Origin of the sequence: Thiocapsa marina 5811 (assembly GCF_000223985.1) — a bacterium.
Taxonomy (GTDB): Bacteria; Pseudomonadota; Gammaproteobacteria; order Chromatiales; family Chromatiaceae; genus Thiocapsa; species Thiocapsa marina.
Window position 1 is genome coordinate 1 of record NZ_AFWV01000003.1, and the last position, 17,976, is coordinate 17,976.

A 17,976-nucleotide genomic window follows, 5' to 3' on the forward strand; every position below is an offset into this window, starting at 1 on the left:
CGTAGCGGCGGCGATGGTCCTCGTCCAAGGTGCGCGAGAACATCCGCATCGTCTCCTCGTGCGCTGCGCCGTAGCCCGGAAATTCGTTCATGCGGCAACCACTCCCGTTCGGATCATCGGGAGCGATGCTCGCAGCACGTCGATTCTTTTTCAAGTCGCTAACGCACTTTTCATACAAGATGGCTGAGGTAAAATGCCTTACTTGTTAGTGAATCGTTACCTAGAGCAATACCAGCTGGCTTTTTGTGTTGAACATAGGCAAGCCGCTATCATGCTTCCAAATAATTCTGCTTTAGTGTTTAGCACCGAAGTGAGTGGGTTAAAGAAGCAAACGTCATTCCCCAGTTCTCGGTATGCGTTGAGCAAACGGCAAGGGGTTGACTTGTTTTCCTTCCTTCACCTATTGGACAGGGAAGGGAGCGACAGATCACCTTCTTGGTTTGATAATTTTGACGATTTTTTTCTTGAGGCCGTGAGGTATCTTTCTTATTCGCCTGGCGAGCCATGTGCTACGTTTGAGATCTCCGAGGATGGCGGCGGTTTCTTCGAAGTGGCACGATTCGATATCGGCGGTGGCGCAGGCAAGTTCATCAGTCTAAATTTTTCGCACTGCCATGACCACGAATCGTTCCAAAGAATGTGCTTGGAGGTAATGAAACAAGTTGGGCTCGAAATGTTCGGCGCTTGTGGGCGTTCACTTTCGGAAGCATCATGGGCTTGTGTTACGCTTGGTGACTGCGCCCACCTCATGCTTCGTGGACTAGTAAGGCAAATCTTGAGTATTGTCTGGGGCTTTGTCCCGCAATCGTTTAGCAGAGTGGTATGGCGTAACCTTCATAAACGCCACTCGGGGTCAGAACAAATTTTTGAATGCCAACCGAAACGCGAACGCATTGAAGTCGTGCGCTTTGACCGTGATCGAGAACCCCGGGAATTCACAAAGGCCCTCTATGACGACTGCTGCCAGGCGTGCGGGTACAGGATCATTAGCCCCAACGAAACCGGGTGCTCTGAAGTTCACCATATCCGACCCTTGAGCGAAAGCGGTCCGGATATGGTTGGTAACATGCTGGTGCTATGCCCTACGCATCACAAGGAATTCGACTTGTCGATTCTGGCTATTGATCCTGATTCTTTCCGTATTTCTTCGCTTGCCTCCTCGCATCCTTTGCATGACCAGCCTCTTCGCATTTGCAGCGAACATCGGCTTGACCTTCAATGTCTCACATGGGCAAGGGAACGCCAAGAGGCTTTCGCCCAACAAATGCCCAAGCCGGTCGAGCGCTGACGGGGTCAGGTCGTGTTTAAAAGGGGCCTGGCTCAATTCCTGGGGTTGTCGCAACGTTGAGTGGGGCTTCCTCGTAACTTCGGCCATCGTGGCTCGTGGCGCAGAGCGCCAGGGGCATGCGTGATACCTCAGCGCGGGTGTCACGAGCGATACGGTCTTTTGGGTGGCCGGTCTTACGAGCGAGGAAGTTGAGGCTTGCTCATGAACCCGTCCACGTCGCTGATCGGAGCCGTCGGGTGGACAAGCGCAGCGCTGTCCACCAGCGTTGGCGCGGGGCTCGGTGGACTTCGCTCTCGCTTGTCCATATATGAAGATAACCGTGGTACGTCCAGGGGTTTCCCGCGATCTCCGATGTGCTGAAACGCGGCCTGCAAGCCCATGCGGCAGGCGGCGGAACAAGTCGACGTAAGCCCGATGACATCTACCGTGAGCTGGATCTCGGCCGGAGCGGCGATGCGGGCGCACCGGCGCGTGAGGTCAAGGCCGCCATGGCGCATCTGATCCGCAGGAAGCACCAGTGGTGAACACGGTCGACACCGCGCCACTGGTCGCCCTGTTCGATCGCTGCGGATGGTGACCACGAGAGATGTTTTCGATTCGTTGCGCAGATTGAATCTCGTGCAACGCTCGCCCGCAAGAGCATTCGGGCCGGGGTCGCGCACCACGGCCTGCGAGCGAACTGCGACACATATCCCCTCCGACCTTGCCCCGTCGTCTTGGCTTGCCGCCTATGCGCCAATGGCGTATGCTCGGAGGATGCTGACGATCATTGAGTCTCCGCTGTTCACAAGGCTCTGGCCGGACTATTGGTCAGAAGAAGAGCGAGCCGATTTCGCGAGCTATGTTGCTGCCAGTCCAGATGCGGGCGATGTTGTGCCTGGCTCCGGTGGCTGTCGAAAAATCCGTTGGGGAAGGCCGGGGACCGGGAAGCGCGGCGGAGTCAGAGTCATCTATACCACGCGGCTTTCGAGCGGTGCTGTCGTGCTGCTCATCATGTATGCCAAGAGTGCCGAGGGCACGATTCCTTCTCACGTATTACGGCAAATTGCAGAGGAGATGGGATATGCCACTCACTGAAAAAGAACTCCTTGAGCGCGATGCCAAGCGCAATATTGGCGAGGAACTGCTGCAAGCTATTCGCGACGTGAAGGCGGGGCGTCATGGCGCCGTCTATGAGGTCGAACCTAACGAGGTTGCGGCGACACGCTTGCGCTGCGGTCTGTCGCAGGCACAGTTTGCAGCTGCCCTTCGTATCTCGCCGCGTACCTTGCAGCAGTGGGAGCAAGGGCGCCGCAGGCCGTCCGGAGCGGCTGAAACCTTATTGAAGATCGTTGCCCGCCATCCCGAGATTCTGCGCGAAGTCATTTGAAGCACGAGAGCAGCGATAAAAGGGGAATGGCTCGAATGGCGCGCCGCTTCCGTTTTGCGTGGGTGACCCCGCTGCCCCAGCTTTCGACGTTGCCCGGTCATTGCCTCGATCTCTGCAGAAGCCGTCCTGCGGGGGCTCATTCTCGAATTGCGCGCCCTGCGCCCCTTTACGGCCGCCGAGCTCTGCAATGTGATCGGACGCAGTGACCCACGGGAACTGTCACGCAGCCGCTTGAAACCGATGCGGGAGGCTGGGCAAATCGAACTGCGCTACCCGGAAAGCGTCAAGCACCCACACCAAGCCTATTTGGTTCCTGGAAATGCCCATTTGAAAGGGATGCCATTCAATCGAGGAGATTTCCCATGTCTATCGCGACCGTCATCATCAACCAGGGGCAGATTGAAATTCCCAAGCACATTCGCGACGAGATGCATTGGGAAAGCGGCCATGCCCTGATTCTCGAAACCACCGACGCAGGCGTTCTGTTGCGAGCGCAAACGGCGAAAAAGCCGCTGCGACTCGAGGCACTGCGCGGCTTCCTCAAGCAGGACGGCCCGCCGGTATCCACCGACGACCTGTGCGCGCCGGTCGATGCCGGCGTCGACTGGGATGCGGCGGAACGGCGCAGCCGACCTTGCGCATGCAACCTTGTCGCATGAGCGTGCAACCCAGACAGCACAGGAAGACCGGCATGAGTGAGGGACTCAACCGAACCAGGCTGGCGGCGCGTCAAGTTCGGCGAGGTCGTCCATCTCTCAACAAGGACACCAGCAAGAATCCCCAGGCCGATGGACTCAACCGCTATGTGGGTCTGGAACACCTGGAGCCGGGCGATCTGCGGATTCGGACCTGGGGCAACATCGCCTACGGGATCACTTTCACGAACCGTTTCCGGGCGGGGCAAGTGCTGCTCGGCAAGCGCCGAGCCTGTCAGCGCAAGGTCGCCGTCGCTGATTTCGATGGAAATAACCGTGGTGCGTCCCCGGTTTCCCGTTCTGGGTCCATCCGCGGGACGCGATGATGGCGGCCTCCGCCGGGGTGTCGGCGATGGCATCCCAGACGCTGGTATGAGTTTCGACGCTGCCGTCATTCCCAAGGTCGCCGGCTCTTGGATCTGGCGAATCTCTCAAGCCCCATCGAGATGTTGTAGACGCTGTCTGCCGAATCCCTGTTCGCCGATCCTTTCTCCTACCCGGGGCGTTGCCCTGGCCTCGCCGTTTTAATACCGTCCGTATTTGCAGGCCGCTGGAGCGGCGTGTGAGGGGTGCCAGCGATCGCGACCGGTGCCACGCGGCATGATCCACACGACCAGGAAAGAGAGTCAACATGGGTACCAGAACCGTCCGGCTCGACGATGAGGCTGAAAAGACCTTGGGGCATCTGCGCACCCTCACCGGGCTTTCGATCTCCGAGGTGCTGAAGCGCGGCCTGCAAGCCTACGCGGCACAGGCCGCGGAACAAGCCGACCGCAAGCCCTATGACATCTACTGTGACCTGGATCTTGGCCAGGGCGGCTATGCGGGCGTACCGGCACGCGAGGCCAAGACAGCGGTCGCGGATCTGATCCGCCGGAAGCACCAGCGGTGATCCTGGTGGATACCGGGCCGCTGGTCGCGCTTTTCGATCCCGCCGATGGCGACCACAATGGGTGCGTTCGAGTCCTTGCAGAAATCGAAGAGCCCTTATCCACCACAGTCCCGGTGTTGACCGAGGCGTTTCATCTGCTCGGTCCGGGTCGCATCGGCTCACAACGGCTGATGGACTTTGTGCCCCGCCAAGGTTTGCAGGTTCATTTCCTCGACGATCGGGCGCTGGTGCGGACCTTTGAGCTGATGCTCCGTTATGCCGACCAGCCCATGGACTTGGCAGACGCATCGCTCGTGGTGCTGGCGGAGACCTTAGGTCTGCGTCGGGTTTTCACCATTGATCGCCGGGATTTCGCAACCTATCGCATCCGGCAAGGGCATCGCCACCTCGCCTTCGACGCGCTCTCGGGGGCGTCCTGATGCCCGGTCGGTACACGGATCCTGCGCCTTGTGCGCGGCGTACTTCGAGGCCGCGTCTGCGTTGAATCCGGAGCTGGTGGCACATTGTGAGGGCGATGACGGCGAAAGGACTCGCTCATAAACCCGGCTACGTCGCTGATCGTAGCTGTAGGGTGGACAAGCGCAGCGCAGTCCACCAGCGCCGGCGCGGGGTTCGGTGGACTTCGCTCTCGCTCGTCCACCCTACGGCCGGGATGATGAACAACGCCCGGCGAAACTATCCGCGGTGCGGCTGAGAGGATCCGGCGTATACGCTGCAACGCCCATCATGCAGAACGATCCGGCGAATCATCCATCAACGAAAAGCCACAAGGACCATCTATGGCGCTCGATCAAAAGGCATTGCAGAAGAAGCGGGCCAAACGTGAGCTGAAACGCAGGCAAACCAAGCCGGCGTCTTCAGTGCTGCCGGGCGCCCTGTCGGCGGCGCGGGTCTGGGCCAACGTGGGCCGGGCACCGATCGCGGATATCTTTGTCCCGTCGAACCTCTTCGAGCTGGGCATCGGCACCGTCTGGGTGAGCCGGATTCTTCCGGATGGACGCTATGCCGTAGCCGGGATTGTCGTGGATGTTTTTTGTTTGGGTATCAAGAACGCCTTGTACAAGATTGTCGATGCGGCCGAGTATCCGACCGTCCTGGCTCGCATCCAAGGGAATACGACGGAGTCGTTCGAGGTCCAGCATCCGAGCTATGCGCGCAAGCTGGTCGAGGACGCATTGGCCTATGCCAAGGACCTCGGCTTCGAGCCGCACCCGGACTACCGGATTGCCCGGTTGATCTTCGGCGACATCGATGCCGGCGCCTGCCCGGTGTCCTTCACCTTCGGGAAGGACGGCAAGCCCTTCTATATCAACGGGCCGAACGAAAACCTTGCGATGCAGCGGCGCATCGTCAATCAGCTGGAGCGTCGCTGTGGTCCGGGGGCATACGACTATCTCGTGATGGCTTGATGGCGTGGCGGCGTCGGATCAGCCTTCGGGGTGAATCGACGCTGTTGGTCTCGAGGTCGATACTCTGACTTCTGCGGTTGGTTATTCGTGCGTAAGAGACTGATGGAAAGCGAGTCTTTGGCTTGAGTCAGTCGCCGGATGGCCGGTCGACAGCATCGGATCAAGTACCACCGAAGAGGCGAGGTCATCACAACAACGATGAAGAATATCGAGCTGGCGTCCTTCGACGATTTTCTGCACCTGGCTCGGCGGCAGCCCGACCCCAGCAATTGCTGTTCGTGTTCACGCGCAACGAGCTTCCGGAGGGTCATACGCCCGAGCAGGCGGAGCACTACAAGGCCGGCCAAGGCGGGCACCTGGCGCCGGTCGTTTGCGTGGACAAGGTGCCGCATGAGATCGGCGGTTTTTCGGCCTTTGTGGAGGAGGCCGACGGAAATATCGACGACTGGGCGGTGTTCTTCGTGGCCGCCCTGCCCGGGGTCGCGAATCGCGAGCCGACCCCGCTCGCGGTGGAGGAGGCGCTCGATCGGATGGTCGAGTCCGTGCGGATCGGGCAGGTCGGCACCTATCTGGCGTTCGATCGCTCGGGTGCGCCTTTGCAGTTTGCCTCGGTCAATTGACGTGCGCTCGGCGGGATGTCGGGACGACACCCCGCCGTACCGGCTCGAATCCCTTGTGCGATGGGGGTTAGGGTAGGTCGCCCCGACGGAAGAGCAGATACCCACCGAAGGCACACGCGGTGCCGACCAGCATCGGGTAGACAATGGCATAGGCCATGTACCCGGCCTGCCCGAAGTTGTCGAGGATGACGTAGGCGGAGGGGCCGAGCATGACCAGCTGCGAATCGAGCAGGAGCATGGCCGCGGTGCGGAAGACCTGCATGGGGTTGGCCAGGGCGATGCCGACGACCGTCTCGGGCGGGATCTGATTGCGGATCAGGGTGCCGAGCAGGATGAGATCCAGGAACAGCAGGAGCGTCAGCCAAACGACGAAGGCGGATGCCTGGGCGACATCGGCCGAACGGCTGAGTGTGGAGAGCAGCATCCCGATGCCCAGAAAACACCAGGCGAGCGCCATCAGAAGTGCGGTGTACCAGATGAAGAGCACCCAGGGTACCTCGGCCCCTTTGACAGAGCCCCAGACGATGGCGCCGACCATTGCGAGGAACACGGGCAGGAAGACGACCAGGAAACGGCCGGCGAGCTTGCCCCAGTACCAGGGCGCCAGACCGATGGGCAGCGAGAGCAGATATTCGTAGACGCCGGCCTCGCGGTCGCCGGCCACCGAGCGGACCGTGGTGATGAGCACGAAGACCGGCAGGATGGCCATGGCGAGCTGGATATAGGTCACCATCAGGCGGGACAGCCCGGTAAAACCCATGATCCGCGACTCGGTCAGCCCGAAGGCGAACAGCAGGACCACCAGCCCGCCGAAGACCAGCGTGTAGGCGACGAACCACTTGGCCCGGAACGACTCGAGGAGATCGGTTTGGGCGGTCAGCCAGAATTCACGCATGGTCTCGGGACTCCATCAAGGGTTCACTCGGCGTGGTCATGCGGCTTCTGGGTCGGCTGGACCTGATTCGCCGGCGGGATCTGATCCGAGGCCGCGCCGGGCGACGCCGGGTTGGCATCCAGATGTCCGCCGTGGACATTGAAGCGGGCTTCGACGTCGAAGATGTGCGCCTTGGCCTGCCCGAAGTCGAGTCCGTCCGGCGCGGGCTCGGGTTGGGCACCGAGGCCGTATTCCATCGGCGTGACCTGGCCGCGCAGATAGGTCGCGGTGCGCGCATCGATCCAGTCGCCGGTGCGCCAGTCGTTCACCCAGATCTCGGTGGCGGGATCGTCGCGCTCGGCACGCTCTTCGAGCCAGATCAGCGCGCACCCGATATCGTCGAAGCGATAGACGCGCGAGCGACCGTCCGGTGTCGGGACACGCACCTGAGCGGAGTGCAGACGGTCCGAGAGGACCATGCGACAGCGCCCGCAGGCATCACGGTCCCATTTCACCTCGCCAGGTCCCTGACCCGGATCACCGCCGCAGGCGGCGAGCAGAAGCGCAAGCACAACCACCAACAAGGCGCTGAACCGCGACGAGAGTGATGAAGGGAGGCTCGGCGGTTCACTCTCCGACCCGTACACCCCAAGCGACCCGAGCTCGACGCGCTTCAGAAAAAGAAACAAAGAATCTCTGAACCGCGTCGACTGCGACGCCTGTTGATCGCCGCGGACGAAGCGCCCGTGCGAAACCGATCCATATTCTGCCGGACGCGGTTCACGCATACCGCACCTCGGCCAATTCCGGCCCTCTCGCCGCATCCAACCGAATGGAATCAAGCAGCGCCGCATACCTCGACAAGAGCCCGAGGAAGCGCAGGCGATCCGCCCCGGCGACCCAGCCGTCCCATGTGATGCCCTGATCTGCACTGCGCAGACCCCAAGGGGTGACCGCCCGCGCGAAGGCGTCGTCCGCACGCGTCAGGACCAGACGGCAGCGCAGACGGCTGGTGAGATCCACCAGGTCCGCGACACGATCGTCGAGGACCACCAGACCTTGGTCCATCTCGATGACCCGGTTCACGAGTGCGGCGACCTCGTCGAGCCGGTGACTGGAGATGAGCATGGCGACCTGCTCCTGGCGTTCGGCCAGCAGCTCGAAGAAGATGTGGCGCGCGTCGGGATCCAGGTTGGCGGCGGGTTCGTCCATGACCAGCAGCTCGGTATCCCGACCCAGGGCGATGCTGATCAAGAGCTTCTGTTTTTGGCCGCCCGAGAGCTTCACGAAGGGCTGGTGCCGAAACGCCTTCGCATCCAACCCGAGCCGTGTCGCGACCGCTTCCATGCGGCGTGGATCCGCGCCGCAGACCCCGGAGGCAAACTGAATCAATTGCCCGACCGGCATCTTGAGCGGCGGCGGCAGCTGCGGCACGAAGCCGATCTTGCCGAGCACCTCGCGCCGGTGCTCGCGCGGGTCCAGATCATCGACGCGGACCTTGCCCTGACACACATACTCCCCGAGCAGACAGCGGATGAGCGTGGTCTTGCCAGCCCCGTTGGAGCCGACCAGGGCGACCCGGTGTCCGCGCTCGATGACGAGGTCGATCCCCTTCAGAACGGTCTGGCGACGAAAGCGTTTGCTGACCTGCTCGAAACGGATCATAGGGCCTTCTCCAGTCCCTTGAAGGTGTAGCTCAGCGAGCCGGTCGGACAGATGTCGACGCAGAGACCGCAGCGGGTGCAATCGGCGCCGATGTCGGTGGTGAGTCCTTGCGCACGGCCGCGAATGGTGACGTCGAGCACATGCGGCACCATGCAGATCTTCCGACAGTCGCCCTCGTGGTGGCAGCTGCGCATGTTGTACTGCACGCGCAGCGGCGAGATGACACCGACGAGACCGTAGGTGATGCCGATCGGGCAGACATAGCGACACCAGGCCCGGCGCGAGAGCAGCACCTCGAAGGCCAGCAGGGCGAGGATCCAGAGCAGCGCCAGGCCGGGACCGTAGATGAGCGCGCGGCTGAGGATCCCGGTCGGGGAGATGGTCTCGAAGACGGTATAGCCGGTCAGCAGGGCAAGCAGGGCGAAGATGACGTAGAAGACCGCCCGCACGGTGCGATGGAACTGGATGTCGATCGCCCAGCCGCGCTTGGCGAGCCACAGGTGCAGCGATTCGGCCCATTCGGCGACCAGATGATAGGGACAGACCCAGGAGCAGAAGGTCCGCCCGCCGAGCAGGATCCAGAGCACCAGGACGGTCAGTGTACCGATCAGCAGGTTAACCACGATGTGCTTGTAGGCGAGCGTGACCTGCAGCGCCGAGTTCAGATCGGCCAGGTGGAAGCCGATGACGCGCGAGGCGGTCAGCGCGCCCTCGACCAACTGCACGTCGAGCACGTAGGACAGGACGAACAGCAGATTCACCACGATCAAGGTGATCCAGCGGCGATTGCGCCATTTGTGGCGGTTCGCGCTGCGTGCGTGACCCGCTTCGACGGCGTGCAGCGCCTCGCGGGTCAGAGGCGTCTTGCGCTTCTCTTTATAGATCGCCTGGACCGGGATGGGGATCTGCTCGGGCGTCGGCTTGACCGGTTTGAGCCCGAGCAACTGGCGCAGCGATTCGACGAAATAGCTCATTGGAAGTCGGCGCTCCGATGGATGTCCACCACGATGGCGGCGGGCTCGGCGGGACAGACCATCTCGCAGACGCCGCATCCGACACAGCCGTCTTCGACGACCGGTGTCGCGGTGCGTCCGTCCGGCATTGGTTGCATCCGGATGGCGTGCAAGGGTGGGCACTGATTGGGATCGCCCGAGGGCGGGGTGCCGGCCTCGCATTGGGCGATCCGGATCTCGATCGGGCAGAGTCGGACACACAGATCGCACAGCGGCAGGTCGAACGGATGCTCGGCCAAGCGGATCGGATTCCAGCGGTCGACGGACTCGAAGCGCAGCAATGCGGGGTGATCCGTGCCGCGCGCAGCACCCTTGAAGGGCTGACCGCGCACGGCAAGACAGCGGCAGGGCCGGGCGAGCCGCGCAAATCCCATCCGCGTCTCGGCGGGGTAGTCGATGTCGTGCGTCAGTGCCCCGGTGGGACAGGCCAGCACGCATTGCAGCCCGTCGCAGGAGAAGTCGCAGGCCTGGTCGCGCGCCTCGATGTAGGGCACGCCGAGGCCGACGCCGTCGTTGATGTCGGCCAGCTTGATCGCTTCGACCGGACAGACTTGTACGCACTGGCCGCATTTGATGCAGGCCGAGAGAAATTCCTGCTCGTCGAGCCGATCCTTGAGCGCGCCCGGTGGACGCAGACGCGCGTTGGCCTGTCCAATCAGCGGGATGAGTCCGACGAGCGAGGCCCCGACCATCCCGACGAGGAGGGCGGTGCTGCGCAGAAACTCGCGTCGTCCCTGCTCGCGCAGCTTCTTGGTCTTGCGCTTCGGTTTCGGCTTCGTCTTCGGTTGGGCGTTCGGTTTCTCTTTCATGTTCGCTTCACCTCTCAATCCCTCCCGAGCGAGCGACGCAACGCCTCGTAGGCGTCATAGCCACCCGGTGCAGCATCCGGGGCGGGCGCCTCGGACTCCGCGTCCGGATCCAGCTCCCAATCAGAACCGCCCGCCAATCCGGCTTGCGGTACGGCGAGCACGACCTCGGTATCGGCGGCCCAGAGCGGATGCTCGTCGCGCACCAGAAGATCCGGCGTCGTGAAGGGGGCGAGGCGCTCGAGGAAATCGATGACCTCGAGCATCGGGGAGCCCTTGAAGAACTGCGCCGGAGGCACGTCCATCCAGAGCCGGTCGGCGAAGGCTTGAATGACGTGCGGCGAGTCGCCGACGCCGTCGTCGTCTCGGTCGAATCCCTCGTAGTCGTCCCAGTAATTGCCGTCCCAGGTGTTGCGGTTGGCGGTCTTGCCGCCCTCGACCACCACCTGCGTGGTGTTGCCCTTGAAGCGATTTCCGGTCAGGACGTTGCCCTGCCAATCATTGATGAAACGGATCCCGATACCGTTGTAGGCGATCAGGTTGTCGCGAAAATAATTGAGGCTGCCGGGTTGGTAGGGCGAGACGTCCAGATACAGGCCCTCGGCGCAATAGAGGATGCGGTTGCCTTCGATGACGACGTCCGAGGTCTCCTTGAAGCCGATCCCGATGCCGGTCGTGCCGGTGGCGTTGGCGATCAGGTTGTTGCGTACGACGATACCGTCGCTGTACATGAGGAAGATCCCGACCGTGTTGTTCTCGTAATGGTTGCCCTCGACCCGGTTGGTCTGGGAGTACATGAAGTGCAGCGAATAGCGGCCGCCGCGCGCGTCGTTGCGGGCGATCAGGTTGTTGCGCGAATACCAGACCACGGTGTCGCGCGCGTCGCGGATGATGTTGTCCGTGACCTGGTTGTCGAAGCTGTACCAGAGCCGGATCGCATCGCCCCGCACACCGAGATCGACCGGCTTGGACGAGATGTGGTTTCGCCGCACGATGTTGTTCTCGGACTGCTGCAGGTCGACGCCGAACAGGGCGTTGTCGATACGGCTGTCCGTAATCACGTTGAACTTACCTCGAACCTGCACGCCCGAGTCCAGATCGTTGTGCGAGCTGCCCGAGTTGGTGAGATGCAGGTTCCGAAGCGTCGCCCCGTCGGTCTCGAGCAGGACCACGGTGCCTTTGCCGCCGCCGTCGATCGTCACCTCATCGCGACCGTCGATGGTCAAGGGCTTGTCCACGCGCACGGGCCCGGCGTAGATGCCGGGCTCCGGCATCAGTACCGAACCCGCTTCGGCGGCATCGACCAGAGGCTGCAGCGGCGGGTAGGCCGCCCCGGCCAATGCGGGGATCAGGAGCAGTGCAGCGCAAGCAAGTCGGCTGGACTCAAGCCGTAGGATGGGTAGAGCGAGAGCGAAACCCATCCGGCCCGCGCCAATGGCATCGGGCCGAAACCCGGCAACGCGGCGGTTTGGAGGATGGGTTTCGCTGCGCTCTACCCATCCTACGGTTGAGCTTGGACTCATGGGGACGACTTAAGCTGCTTGCGTCGCAGCAGGGTCGCCGCCGCCAGCACGACCGAGAGCAGCAGCATCAGCCCGAAGCCCCAATAGGGATAGGAATGGGTCCCGAATTGGGCAACCTTGCCGTCGCCGAAGACGGTCGGCATGAAGGGCTTCACCGTGAAGGCGCCCATCGCATTCATGTTGTGGCCGTACCACCAGAGCCAGGCGGAATAGTCCAGGATGAAGATCAGGGGCAGGGCAAGCGGTGCGATGATCAAGAGCCAATAGAGCGGACCTTGCGTGCGGCGCGCACCCCAGAGCAGCAGCAGCATGGCCCCGATGATCCCCCAGAAAACGACATGGGCGGCCGTGCTCATGATGCCGACCATGGGCCGGATCTCTTCGGGATTGTTGAAGTAGCGCCCGAGGCTCTTGCCGTAGTGCCAGGTGAGCAACTGATGGCCGCTGCCGGTCCACTCCAAGCGCTCGCCGGCCGGCTGTTTGGCCTGATCGCGCTCGAAGGCACCGCGCAGGCTTGCGGCAAGTGCGGCCTTGTCCGGTTCGCCGGCGATGTCGATGTCCGGAACACCCGAGTCGGCCCCCGGTTCCGCATCCCCCTCCAGCGACGCCTTCATCTGGGCGATCAGTGCCTCGGCCGGTGACAGGCCCTTTTCGGCTTCGGGTGTCGCACTCTCTTGATCGAGTGCGAACGCCAGTGCGCTCAGATAGCCTTGGCTGTTCAGCTTGAGCCCATCGGCCGTGTAGAGGGTCATGGTCATCCAGCCGACGATGAGCGCAAACCCCGCGCCCATGACCGCCAATCGGGTCTTGGAGCCGGGGATGGCGAATCCGACGATCATGACGCCGAGCATCGACAGCAGAAATGGCGCGAAGGCCCGCTCGACCACGCCGCCGGCCGAGATGGGATACATGCCGACATAGTGATTGATGGTGTCCATCTCGTGGACACAATTGAGCGCCTCGTCCTCGGTGATCTCCGACTTCTCGACCTTTTGGCAGCCGTTGAAGACGCCGTTCATATGGAAATGGATGCGAACGCCGTCCGGAAAGGATTCGGGCGGATAGTTGGGTGCGGTCAACGAGACCCACCAGACGGGAACGAAATAGATGGCGCCGAGCAGGATCAGTCCGATCAGGCTCAGACCGAAGATCAACGGCGTGCGCCGATCCGAAAAGGAGAGAGTCGATGTATTGCTCATGATGGATACGGCCATGCGCGTGCGTTGCGTGGAGGAGCCTTCAGCATCGGTCCGGCCGGCGACAGCTGAAGTGAGGAGCGTCGAGCCGATACGCGACACCGCCGCAGCGGTGTCACGCGATCGGAATCAGGCTGCGGATCTCGGGATCCGGAATGCGCCGTATCGATGCTTTCCGTCAAACGCCGGATCCGAACCGTGATCCTCTCCGGATTACTCGAAGTCCGGGTTCTTCCAATCCGCCGAGTCGGCCAACTGCTCCTCGGGGACCGGTTGCCAAGAGGTGTAGCTGATGACCGCCTGCATGTCCTTGTCCGAGAAATTCTTGATCTGCTCGACCATCTCCGGATTGGCATTGCGCCGCTTATGGTCGCGGATCCATTCGAACTGGCGAACCATGTATTCGTAATGTTGGCCGTTGATGCGCGGATAGAATTTTTCCACGTCGCCCATCCCGACCTCGCCGTGGCATTTCACGCAGTTGTCCTTGTAGAGCTGCTCGCCCAGCGCATACTCCTCGGTTCCGGGTCCATACGGCCCTTTGCCCCACGCCGGGTTCATCGGCAGGCTTTCGATATAGGCCACCACATCGGCCAGCGCCTGTGCGTCGCCGATCGACTGCGGGAGCGAGAAGGGATACATGGTCGGGTTGTCGCGGTTCTGGGCGCGGATGTCCGCCATTTGCTTGATCAGCACACCACGATGCTGGCCTGCCAATTGCGGGAAGGTTCCGTCAGGCGTGCCCCAGCCTTCGGGCAAATGGCAGGCAGCACACACCTCGTAAACATCCATGCCGTTCTCGATGTCGGGCTCGAGATGCAAGGCTGCGTCCTGCTCGCCTCCGCCTTGGTTCCAATCGACGGGCTCGGCGCGATGGACGCGGTCGGCGTCGCTCGCCTCTTCTGCCCAGAGTGTTCCGGCTGTTCCGACGGCAGCAGCCAGGATTGCGACCTGAAAAAGATGACGTTGATTCATGATGGACTCCGAATCGAGCTCGAACGACTTCCACTACGGCGCAAGGCGGCATGAGTCGTTTCGATGTTTTGTGTGTTGAGATGAAACATGTTCGCACTGCGAGGAGACACGCGCTCCGGACAAACGATCGATGATGCGAGTGACGCTGAACGGCGCGCGTTTAATTCAGCGTGCCCAGCCAGTTCGCGATGGCTCGCATCTCTTCCTCGTTGACGAGATGCATAACACCCTTCATCGCCGCGGTCATGCCGTTGCTGCGGGCGCCGCTTTTGATGTCCACCATTTGATTGTAGGCGTAATCCGGACTTTGGCCCGCGAGCTTCGGATAGATGGGCAGAATGGGTGTTTTGGCGTCTTTGCCGTGACAGGCGACACAGGTCTTGGTGACGTAGAGCTCGGCGCCGTCCATCGCGAGAATGGGCAAGGATGCCGTTGTCGCCGCGGCGATCGAGATCGAGATTAGAACGGACTTCAAGGCGTTCATCGTGGACTCTCCGGCGATTGGCCGATTGCGGATGTCGAGAGGCTGTCATTGACCGGGATCGGGATCCCGGTCAATGACGCGACTTCACTTGTTGACCGTCGCGCCCTCCTCGTCCAGGAGGTTCTTCGCCCGCAGGCCCAGGTCGGCGGCCTTCACCTGGTATTGCCACCACTGATTGGCCCAGAGCATGGCGTTCTGCCAGTCGGCCTTGGCGGCGGCGTCCTCGGATTTCTTCTTGGACTCCTGAGCGAAGCCGAGCTGGTCGGTGGCGTCCTCGACGAGCGCGACCGCGGTCGGGAAATCCTGGAAGTTCCGAGCCGTGATATAGGCGACGACCTGATCGATGACGCCTTGGGTCTCGAGGTTGGTCTTCACCTGGGTGTCGTAATCGGCTTGCGAATACAGCGTCCCTTCGACCATCGCGACCTCGGTCGCCTGGTAGCCCTTCGGACGGACGAGCAGGTAGCCCTGCATCTCCAGATGCAACGCGGAGCAGAACTCCGTGCAGTAGTAGGGGAAGACGCCTTCCTCGTCGGCGACGAAGCTGAACGACACGGTCTTGCCGGGCTCGATCGAGAGGTTCACGTTTTGCCCGTAAAGTGCGAATCCATGGACCTGATCTTGAGCGCGCTCGAGGTTGGTGAGATGCAGATGGACCTCGTCGCCGACCTCTGCCTCGATGATCTCGGGGGTGATGTGCGAGCGAATCACGGTACCCATCACACGGGTGGTGCACTTACCGTCGGCATCGCAGGTCCGCTCGGTCGTCTCGCGGCCGGCGCGGGTCCGATTCGGGTGCTGTTCATCGGTCCGACTGTTCCAGCCGGATTTGTAGCGCACGGCGGGTTGCAGCTTCTCGGCGCGAATGGCGGCGGCATAGTGGGGCTCGCCGAGGGGCAGGGGCATGTCGTAGATGAGCTGCATCTTGTCGCCGCTGATGTCGATCAGCTGATGGTTCTGCGGATGCAGCGGGCCGACGGGCTGATGACGATCGATCGAGAGCTTGTTCAGGGCGACCAGATATTTGCCCTGCGGGTTGACCGTGTCGCCCTCCATCGTCATGAGATGACCGATGTTGTAATGGATCGACAGCTTGTCGAGGACCTTGCCTTCGCAGTAGTCATACTTCGCGACCTGCGAGTCCACATACAGAGAGGTATAGGCGATGCAGGGCTTGGAGTCGAACTGGGTGTGCAGCGGACCCAGCCCGAGATTGACCTGCGTATGGAGCGCATCCTGCATCGGGATGATCGGCACACCGTAGGGATCCTTGCCCTCGAAATTGCCATCCGCGATGGCCTTCATGATCTTCTCGACACTGTAGACCGAGACATGGCTGTCGAGCTTGCCGGCGACGATGATGAATTTGCCGTCCGGCGTGACATCCACGCCGTGCGGACTCTTGGGCTCCGGCACCAGGTAGAGCAGACCTTCGGCGATCGCCTGCTCCAACGGGATGAAGTACATCCCCTTTTCCTTTTTCACCTTGCCGGCCTTGACCAGCTCCTCGGCCTTCTTCCAATGGGTGACATGCAGATAATCGGTGTCCTTGGAGGAGCATCCGGCCTCGAAGGGTGGGCGTCCGCGCTCGATGCCGCCGACATAGCGCTCGGTACAGAAAGAGTTTGTGAAGCCCCAGCCGTAACTGTCCTTCTTGCCTGCGTCGGAAAGATCTTGGCTATAGGGGCCGAGCTCGAGCGTAAAGGAGTTTTCGGGCTCGATGCGGCCTTTTTCCTTATTGAAGCTCCAATAGGTCAAGCCGCCGCGGTATTTGTCGTTGAACTCCTCGAGGGGCACGAAGCCGTCGTCGAGGAGCGGGGCCGCGTATTGCGCTGCTTCCATGACATACTCGGTATTGGGCGTCACGAACGCACCGCCGTGCGATGATTTGAAGAAGGGATTGACGACGATCTGCTTGGTTTCGAAGTCATGCAGATCGATCACCGCGATACGCGGGTTTGCCTTGTCGTTGATGAAGACGTATTTGGCGTCGTAATCGCCGTCGGTCTCGGATATCGCCGGGTGATGGGTGTCGCCGTAGACCAGATCCTTGCCGCGTGTACGGCCCTGCTCGAGGACCGCCTTGGACTCGTCGTCGAAGCCGTAGCCCTGCCAGGGCTCGGGCGTGAAGACGCCGATATATTTAAGCAACCGCATCGAGGGGATGCCGTAGACGATGACCTGTCCGGACTGTCCTCCGGACGCGAAGACCACGAACTCGTCGCGCCCGCCCGTGGGGACATAGGTCTTGGCCGCGGCGAGAAGATCCTTTTCGGTGAGGCCGCGTCGGTCCATGACGTCCTTCAGTGTGTCTTCGGACCAGGCGGCCCCCGCGGCCCCCAGTCCGAGGACGACTCCCGTGGCCAGGGTCGTCAGACGTTGCGCGCTTTTATTCATATGTTCTCCTCCGGTGCCATTGAACGAGATCTCGAACCGGTCTCTCGACCGGTTCAAGCTAGCAAAAGGCACCGGGGAGGAACTTGATCTATGTTAAATCCGATAGTGAGCGTGTGATATCGCACATTCTCGGTGATGACGGACCGCATGATCCCGAGCGCGGGGCGGCCTGGCCGTGGCGGGCTTCGGGTCAGCAAAAATAGTAGAAGACGCTAATATTCTAAGTAAGACCATGCCTAATGCGGAGGTTTCGGCAATGTCCACGCGATACAATCCGTCTGTCTCCTTCGTTGTTTTGTTCATGCTGCTGGGCGGCTGCTCGATGGGCTCCCTGTTCATTCATGAGCAGCGCAGTCCTTACGACTTCGATACTACGGTGGCGAAGGTCGTGGAGAACGCACAAGCGGAAGGTTGGATCGTTCCCAAAATATTCGACTTTCAGAAGTCTCTGGTGGACCATCGTCAGCGGGACCCCGGACGGATGAAGGTCATCAAGATCTGCTCGCCCGAGCTGGCGTCGCGGATGTTCGCCGATGACGACTCGAAATTTGTATCCGTGATGGCGCCCTGCTCCATCTCCGTGTACGAAAAGGCCGATGGTTCCACCTATCTCGCGGCCATGGATATGGCTCTGATGTCGAAGCTCATGGGTGGAAATGTCGGGCCGGTACTTGCCGACATCGCGGCTGAAGACGCCGCAATCCTTCGCTTCGCTTCGGGCGATCCATAACAGGAAAAAGCTCGCCTAGGGTGCTATGGTTTTTCGATCC

The 17,976-nt window shown here is 61.5% G+C and carries 21 protein-coding genes; 11 read left to right on the plus strand and 10 right to left on the minus strand.

What is annotated here, in order from left to right; all coding sequences use genetic code 11:
• Positions 1-193: 193 nt before the first annotated feature.
• The 10 genes from THIMADRAFT_RS26450 to THIMADRAFT_RS04465 all read left to right on the plus strand — a co-directional run bounded on the left by THIMADRAFT_RS26450 (position 194) and on the right by THIMADRAFT_RS04465 (position 6,273).
• Positions 194-1,288, plus strand: a complete 1,095-nt coding sequence (locus tag THIMADRAFT_RS26450) for an HNH endonuclease (RefSeq protein WP_007191776.1) — start codon at positions 194-196, stop codon at positions 1,286-1,288.
• Positions 1,289-1,641: 353 nt separating this feature from the next.
• Positions 1,642-1,812 carry a hypothetical protein gene (locus THIMADRAFT_RS26990; protein ID WP_158308358.1) on the plus strand — a complete coding sequence of 57 codons (171 nt, stop codon included), beginning with the start codon at positions 1,642-1,644 and terminating at the stop codon, positions 1,810-1,812.
• A gap of 232 nt (positions 1,813-2,044) precedes the next feature.
• On the plus strand, positions 2,045-2,365 hold the full coding sequence (locus THIMADRAFT_RS25415) for a type II toxin-antitoxin system RelE/ParE family toxin (protein WP_199484211.1): 321 nt from the start codon (positions 2,045-2,047) through the stop codon (positions 2,363-2,365).
• The gene (locus THIMADRAFT_RS04440; protein ID WP_007191777.1) at positions 2,352-2,657 is read left to right on the plus strand and encodes a helix-turn-helix domain-containing protein; all 306 of its coding nucleotides are present in this window, start codon (positions 2,352-2,354) and stop codon (positions 2,655-2,657) included. Before THIMADRAFT_RS25415 ends, THIMADRAFT_RS04440 begins: the two co-directional genes overlap by 14 nt.
• Before the next feature lie 362 nt (positions 2,658-3,019).
• Complete coding sequence (locus THIMADRAFT_RS04445; protein ID WP_007191778.1) at positions 3,020-3,316, plus strand: AbrB/MazE/SpoVT family DNA-binding domain-containing protein; 297 nt, start codon at positions 3,020-3,022, stop codon at positions 3,314-3,316.
• 32 nt (positions 3,317-3,348) lie between these two features.
• Positions 3,349-3,678: a hypothetical protein gene (locus tag THIMADRAFT_RS25420; RefSeq protein ID WP_007191779.1), complete on the plus strand. Its 330-nt coding sequence runs from the start codon at positions 3,349-3,351 to the stop codon at positions 3,676-3,678.
• Positions 3,679-3,983: 305 nt separating this feature from the next.
• On the plus strand, positions 3,984-4,244 hold the full coding sequence (locus THIMADRAFT_RS04450; RefSeq protein WP_007191780.1) for a hypothetical protein: 261 nt from the start codon (positions 3,984-3,986) through the stop codon (positions 4,242-4,244).
• Positions 4,241-4,663: a type II toxin-antitoxin system VapC family toxin gene (locus tag THIMADRAFT_RS04455; RefSeq protein WP_007191781.1), complete on the plus strand. Its 423-nt coding sequence runs from the start codon at positions 4,241-4,243 to the stop codon at positions 4,661-4,663. Before THIMADRAFT_RS04450 ends, THIMADRAFT_RS04455 begins: the two co-directional genes overlap by 4 nt.
• Positions 4,664-5,023: 360 nt before the next feature.
• Positions 5,024-5,653, plus strand: a complete 630-nt coding sequence (locus tag THIMADRAFT_RS04460; RefSeq protein WP_007191782.1) for a hypothetical protein — start codon at positions 5,024-5,026, stop codon at positions 5,651-5,653.
• Positions 5,654-5,922: 269 nt separating this feature from the next.
• On the plus strand, positions 5,923-6,273 hold the full coding sequence (locus THIMADRAFT_RS04465) for a type II transport protein (RefSeq protein WP_050799481.1): 351 nt from the start codon (positions 5,923-5,925) through the stop codon (positions 6,271-6,273).
• 67 nt (positions 6,274-6,340) lie between these two features.
• Here THIMADRAFT_RS04465 and THIMADRAFT_RS04470 read toward each other — a convergent pair whose 3' ends face one another.
• From THIMADRAFT_RS04470 to nosZ, 10 genes are all read right to left on the minus strand, one after another.
• The gene (locus tag THIMADRAFT_RS04470) at positions 6,341-7,168 is read right to left on the minus strand and encodes an ABC transporter permease (RefSeq protein ID WP_007191784.1); all 828 of its coding nucleotides are present in this window, start codon (positions 7,166-7,168) and stop codon (positions 6,341-6,343) included.
• A 23-nt stretch (positions 7,169-7,191) separates the two neighbouring features.
• Positions 7,192-7,725, minus strand: a complete 534-nt coding sequence (locus tag THIMADRAFT_RS24425) for a hypothetical protein (RefSeq protein ID WP_324603127.1) — start codon at positions 7,723-7,725, stop codon at positions 7,192-7,194.
• A 202-nt stretch (positions 7,726-7,927) separates the two neighbouring features.
• Complete coding sequence (locus THIMADRAFT_RS04480) at positions 7,928-8,812, minus strand: ABC transporter ATP-binding protein (RefSeq protein ID WP_007191786.1); 885 nt, start codon at positions 8,810-8,812, stop codon at positions 7,928-7,930.
• Positions 8,809-9,786, minus strand: coding sequence for a NapH/MauN family ferredoxin-type protein (locus THIMADRAFT_RS04485; protein WP_007191787.1), 978 nt, complete (start codon positions 9,784-9,786; stop codon positions 8,809-8,811). Before THIMADRAFT_RS04485 ends, THIMADRAFT_RS04480 begins: the two co-directional genes overlap by 4 nt.
• Entirely contained in the window at positions 9,783-10,634 is an 852-nt protein-coding gene (locus THIMADRAFT_RS04490) for a 4Fe-4S binding protein (RefSeq protein ID WP_007191788.1), read from the minus strand. Before THIMADRAFT_RS04490 ends, THIMADRAFT_RS04485 begins: the two co-directional genes overlap by 4 nt.
• A 14-nt stretch (positions 10,635-10,648) precedes the next feature.
• Positions 10,649-12,052 (minus strand): nitrous oxide reductase family maturation protein NosD, encoded by a 1,404-nt coding sequence (gene nosD / locus THIMADRAFT_RS04495; RefSeq protein WP_199484212.1) that lies wholly within the window; start codon positions 12,050-12,052, stop codon positions 10,649-10,651.
• Positions 12,053-12,150: 98 nt separating this feature from the next.
• On the minus strand, positions 12,151-13,353 hold the full coding sequence (locus THIMADRAFT_RS04500; RefSeq protein ID WP_199484213.1) for a hypothetical protein: 1,203 nt from the start codon (positions 13,351-13,353) through the stop codon (positions 12,151-12,153).
• Positions 13,354-13,563: 210 nt separating this feature from the next.
• Positions 13,564-14,325 (minus strand): c-type cytochrome, encoded by a 762-nt coding sequence (locus tag THIMADRAFT_RS04505; protein WP_007191791.1) that lies wholly within the window; start codon positions 14,323-14,325, stop codon positions 13,564-13,566.
• A gap of 160 nt (positions 14,326-14,485) precedes the next feature.
• Positions 14,486-14,809, minus strand: a complete 324-nt coding sequence (locus THIMADRAFT_RS04510; protein WP_007191792.1) for a c-type cytochrome — start codon at positions 14,807-14,809, stop codon at positions 14,486-14,488.
• 84 nt (positions 14,810-14,893) lie between these two features.
• Entirely contained in the window at positions 14,894-17,206 is a 2,313-nt protein-coding gene (gene nosZ, locus THIMADRAFT_RS04515) for a Sec-dependent nitrous-oxide reductase (protein ID WP_007191793.1), read from the minus strand.
• Positions 17,207-17,462: 256 nt separating this feature from the next.
• Here nosZ and THIMADRAFT_RS04520 point away from each other — a divergent pair, with 256 nt between their 5' ends.
• Complete coding sequence (locus THIMADRAFT_RS04520; RefSeq protein WP_007191794.1) at positions 17,463-17,936, plus strand: DUF302 domain-containing protein; 474 nt, start codon at positions 17,463-17,465, stop codon at positions 17,934-17,936.
• The last annotated feature ends 40 nt before the right edge of the window (positions 17,937-17,976 follow it).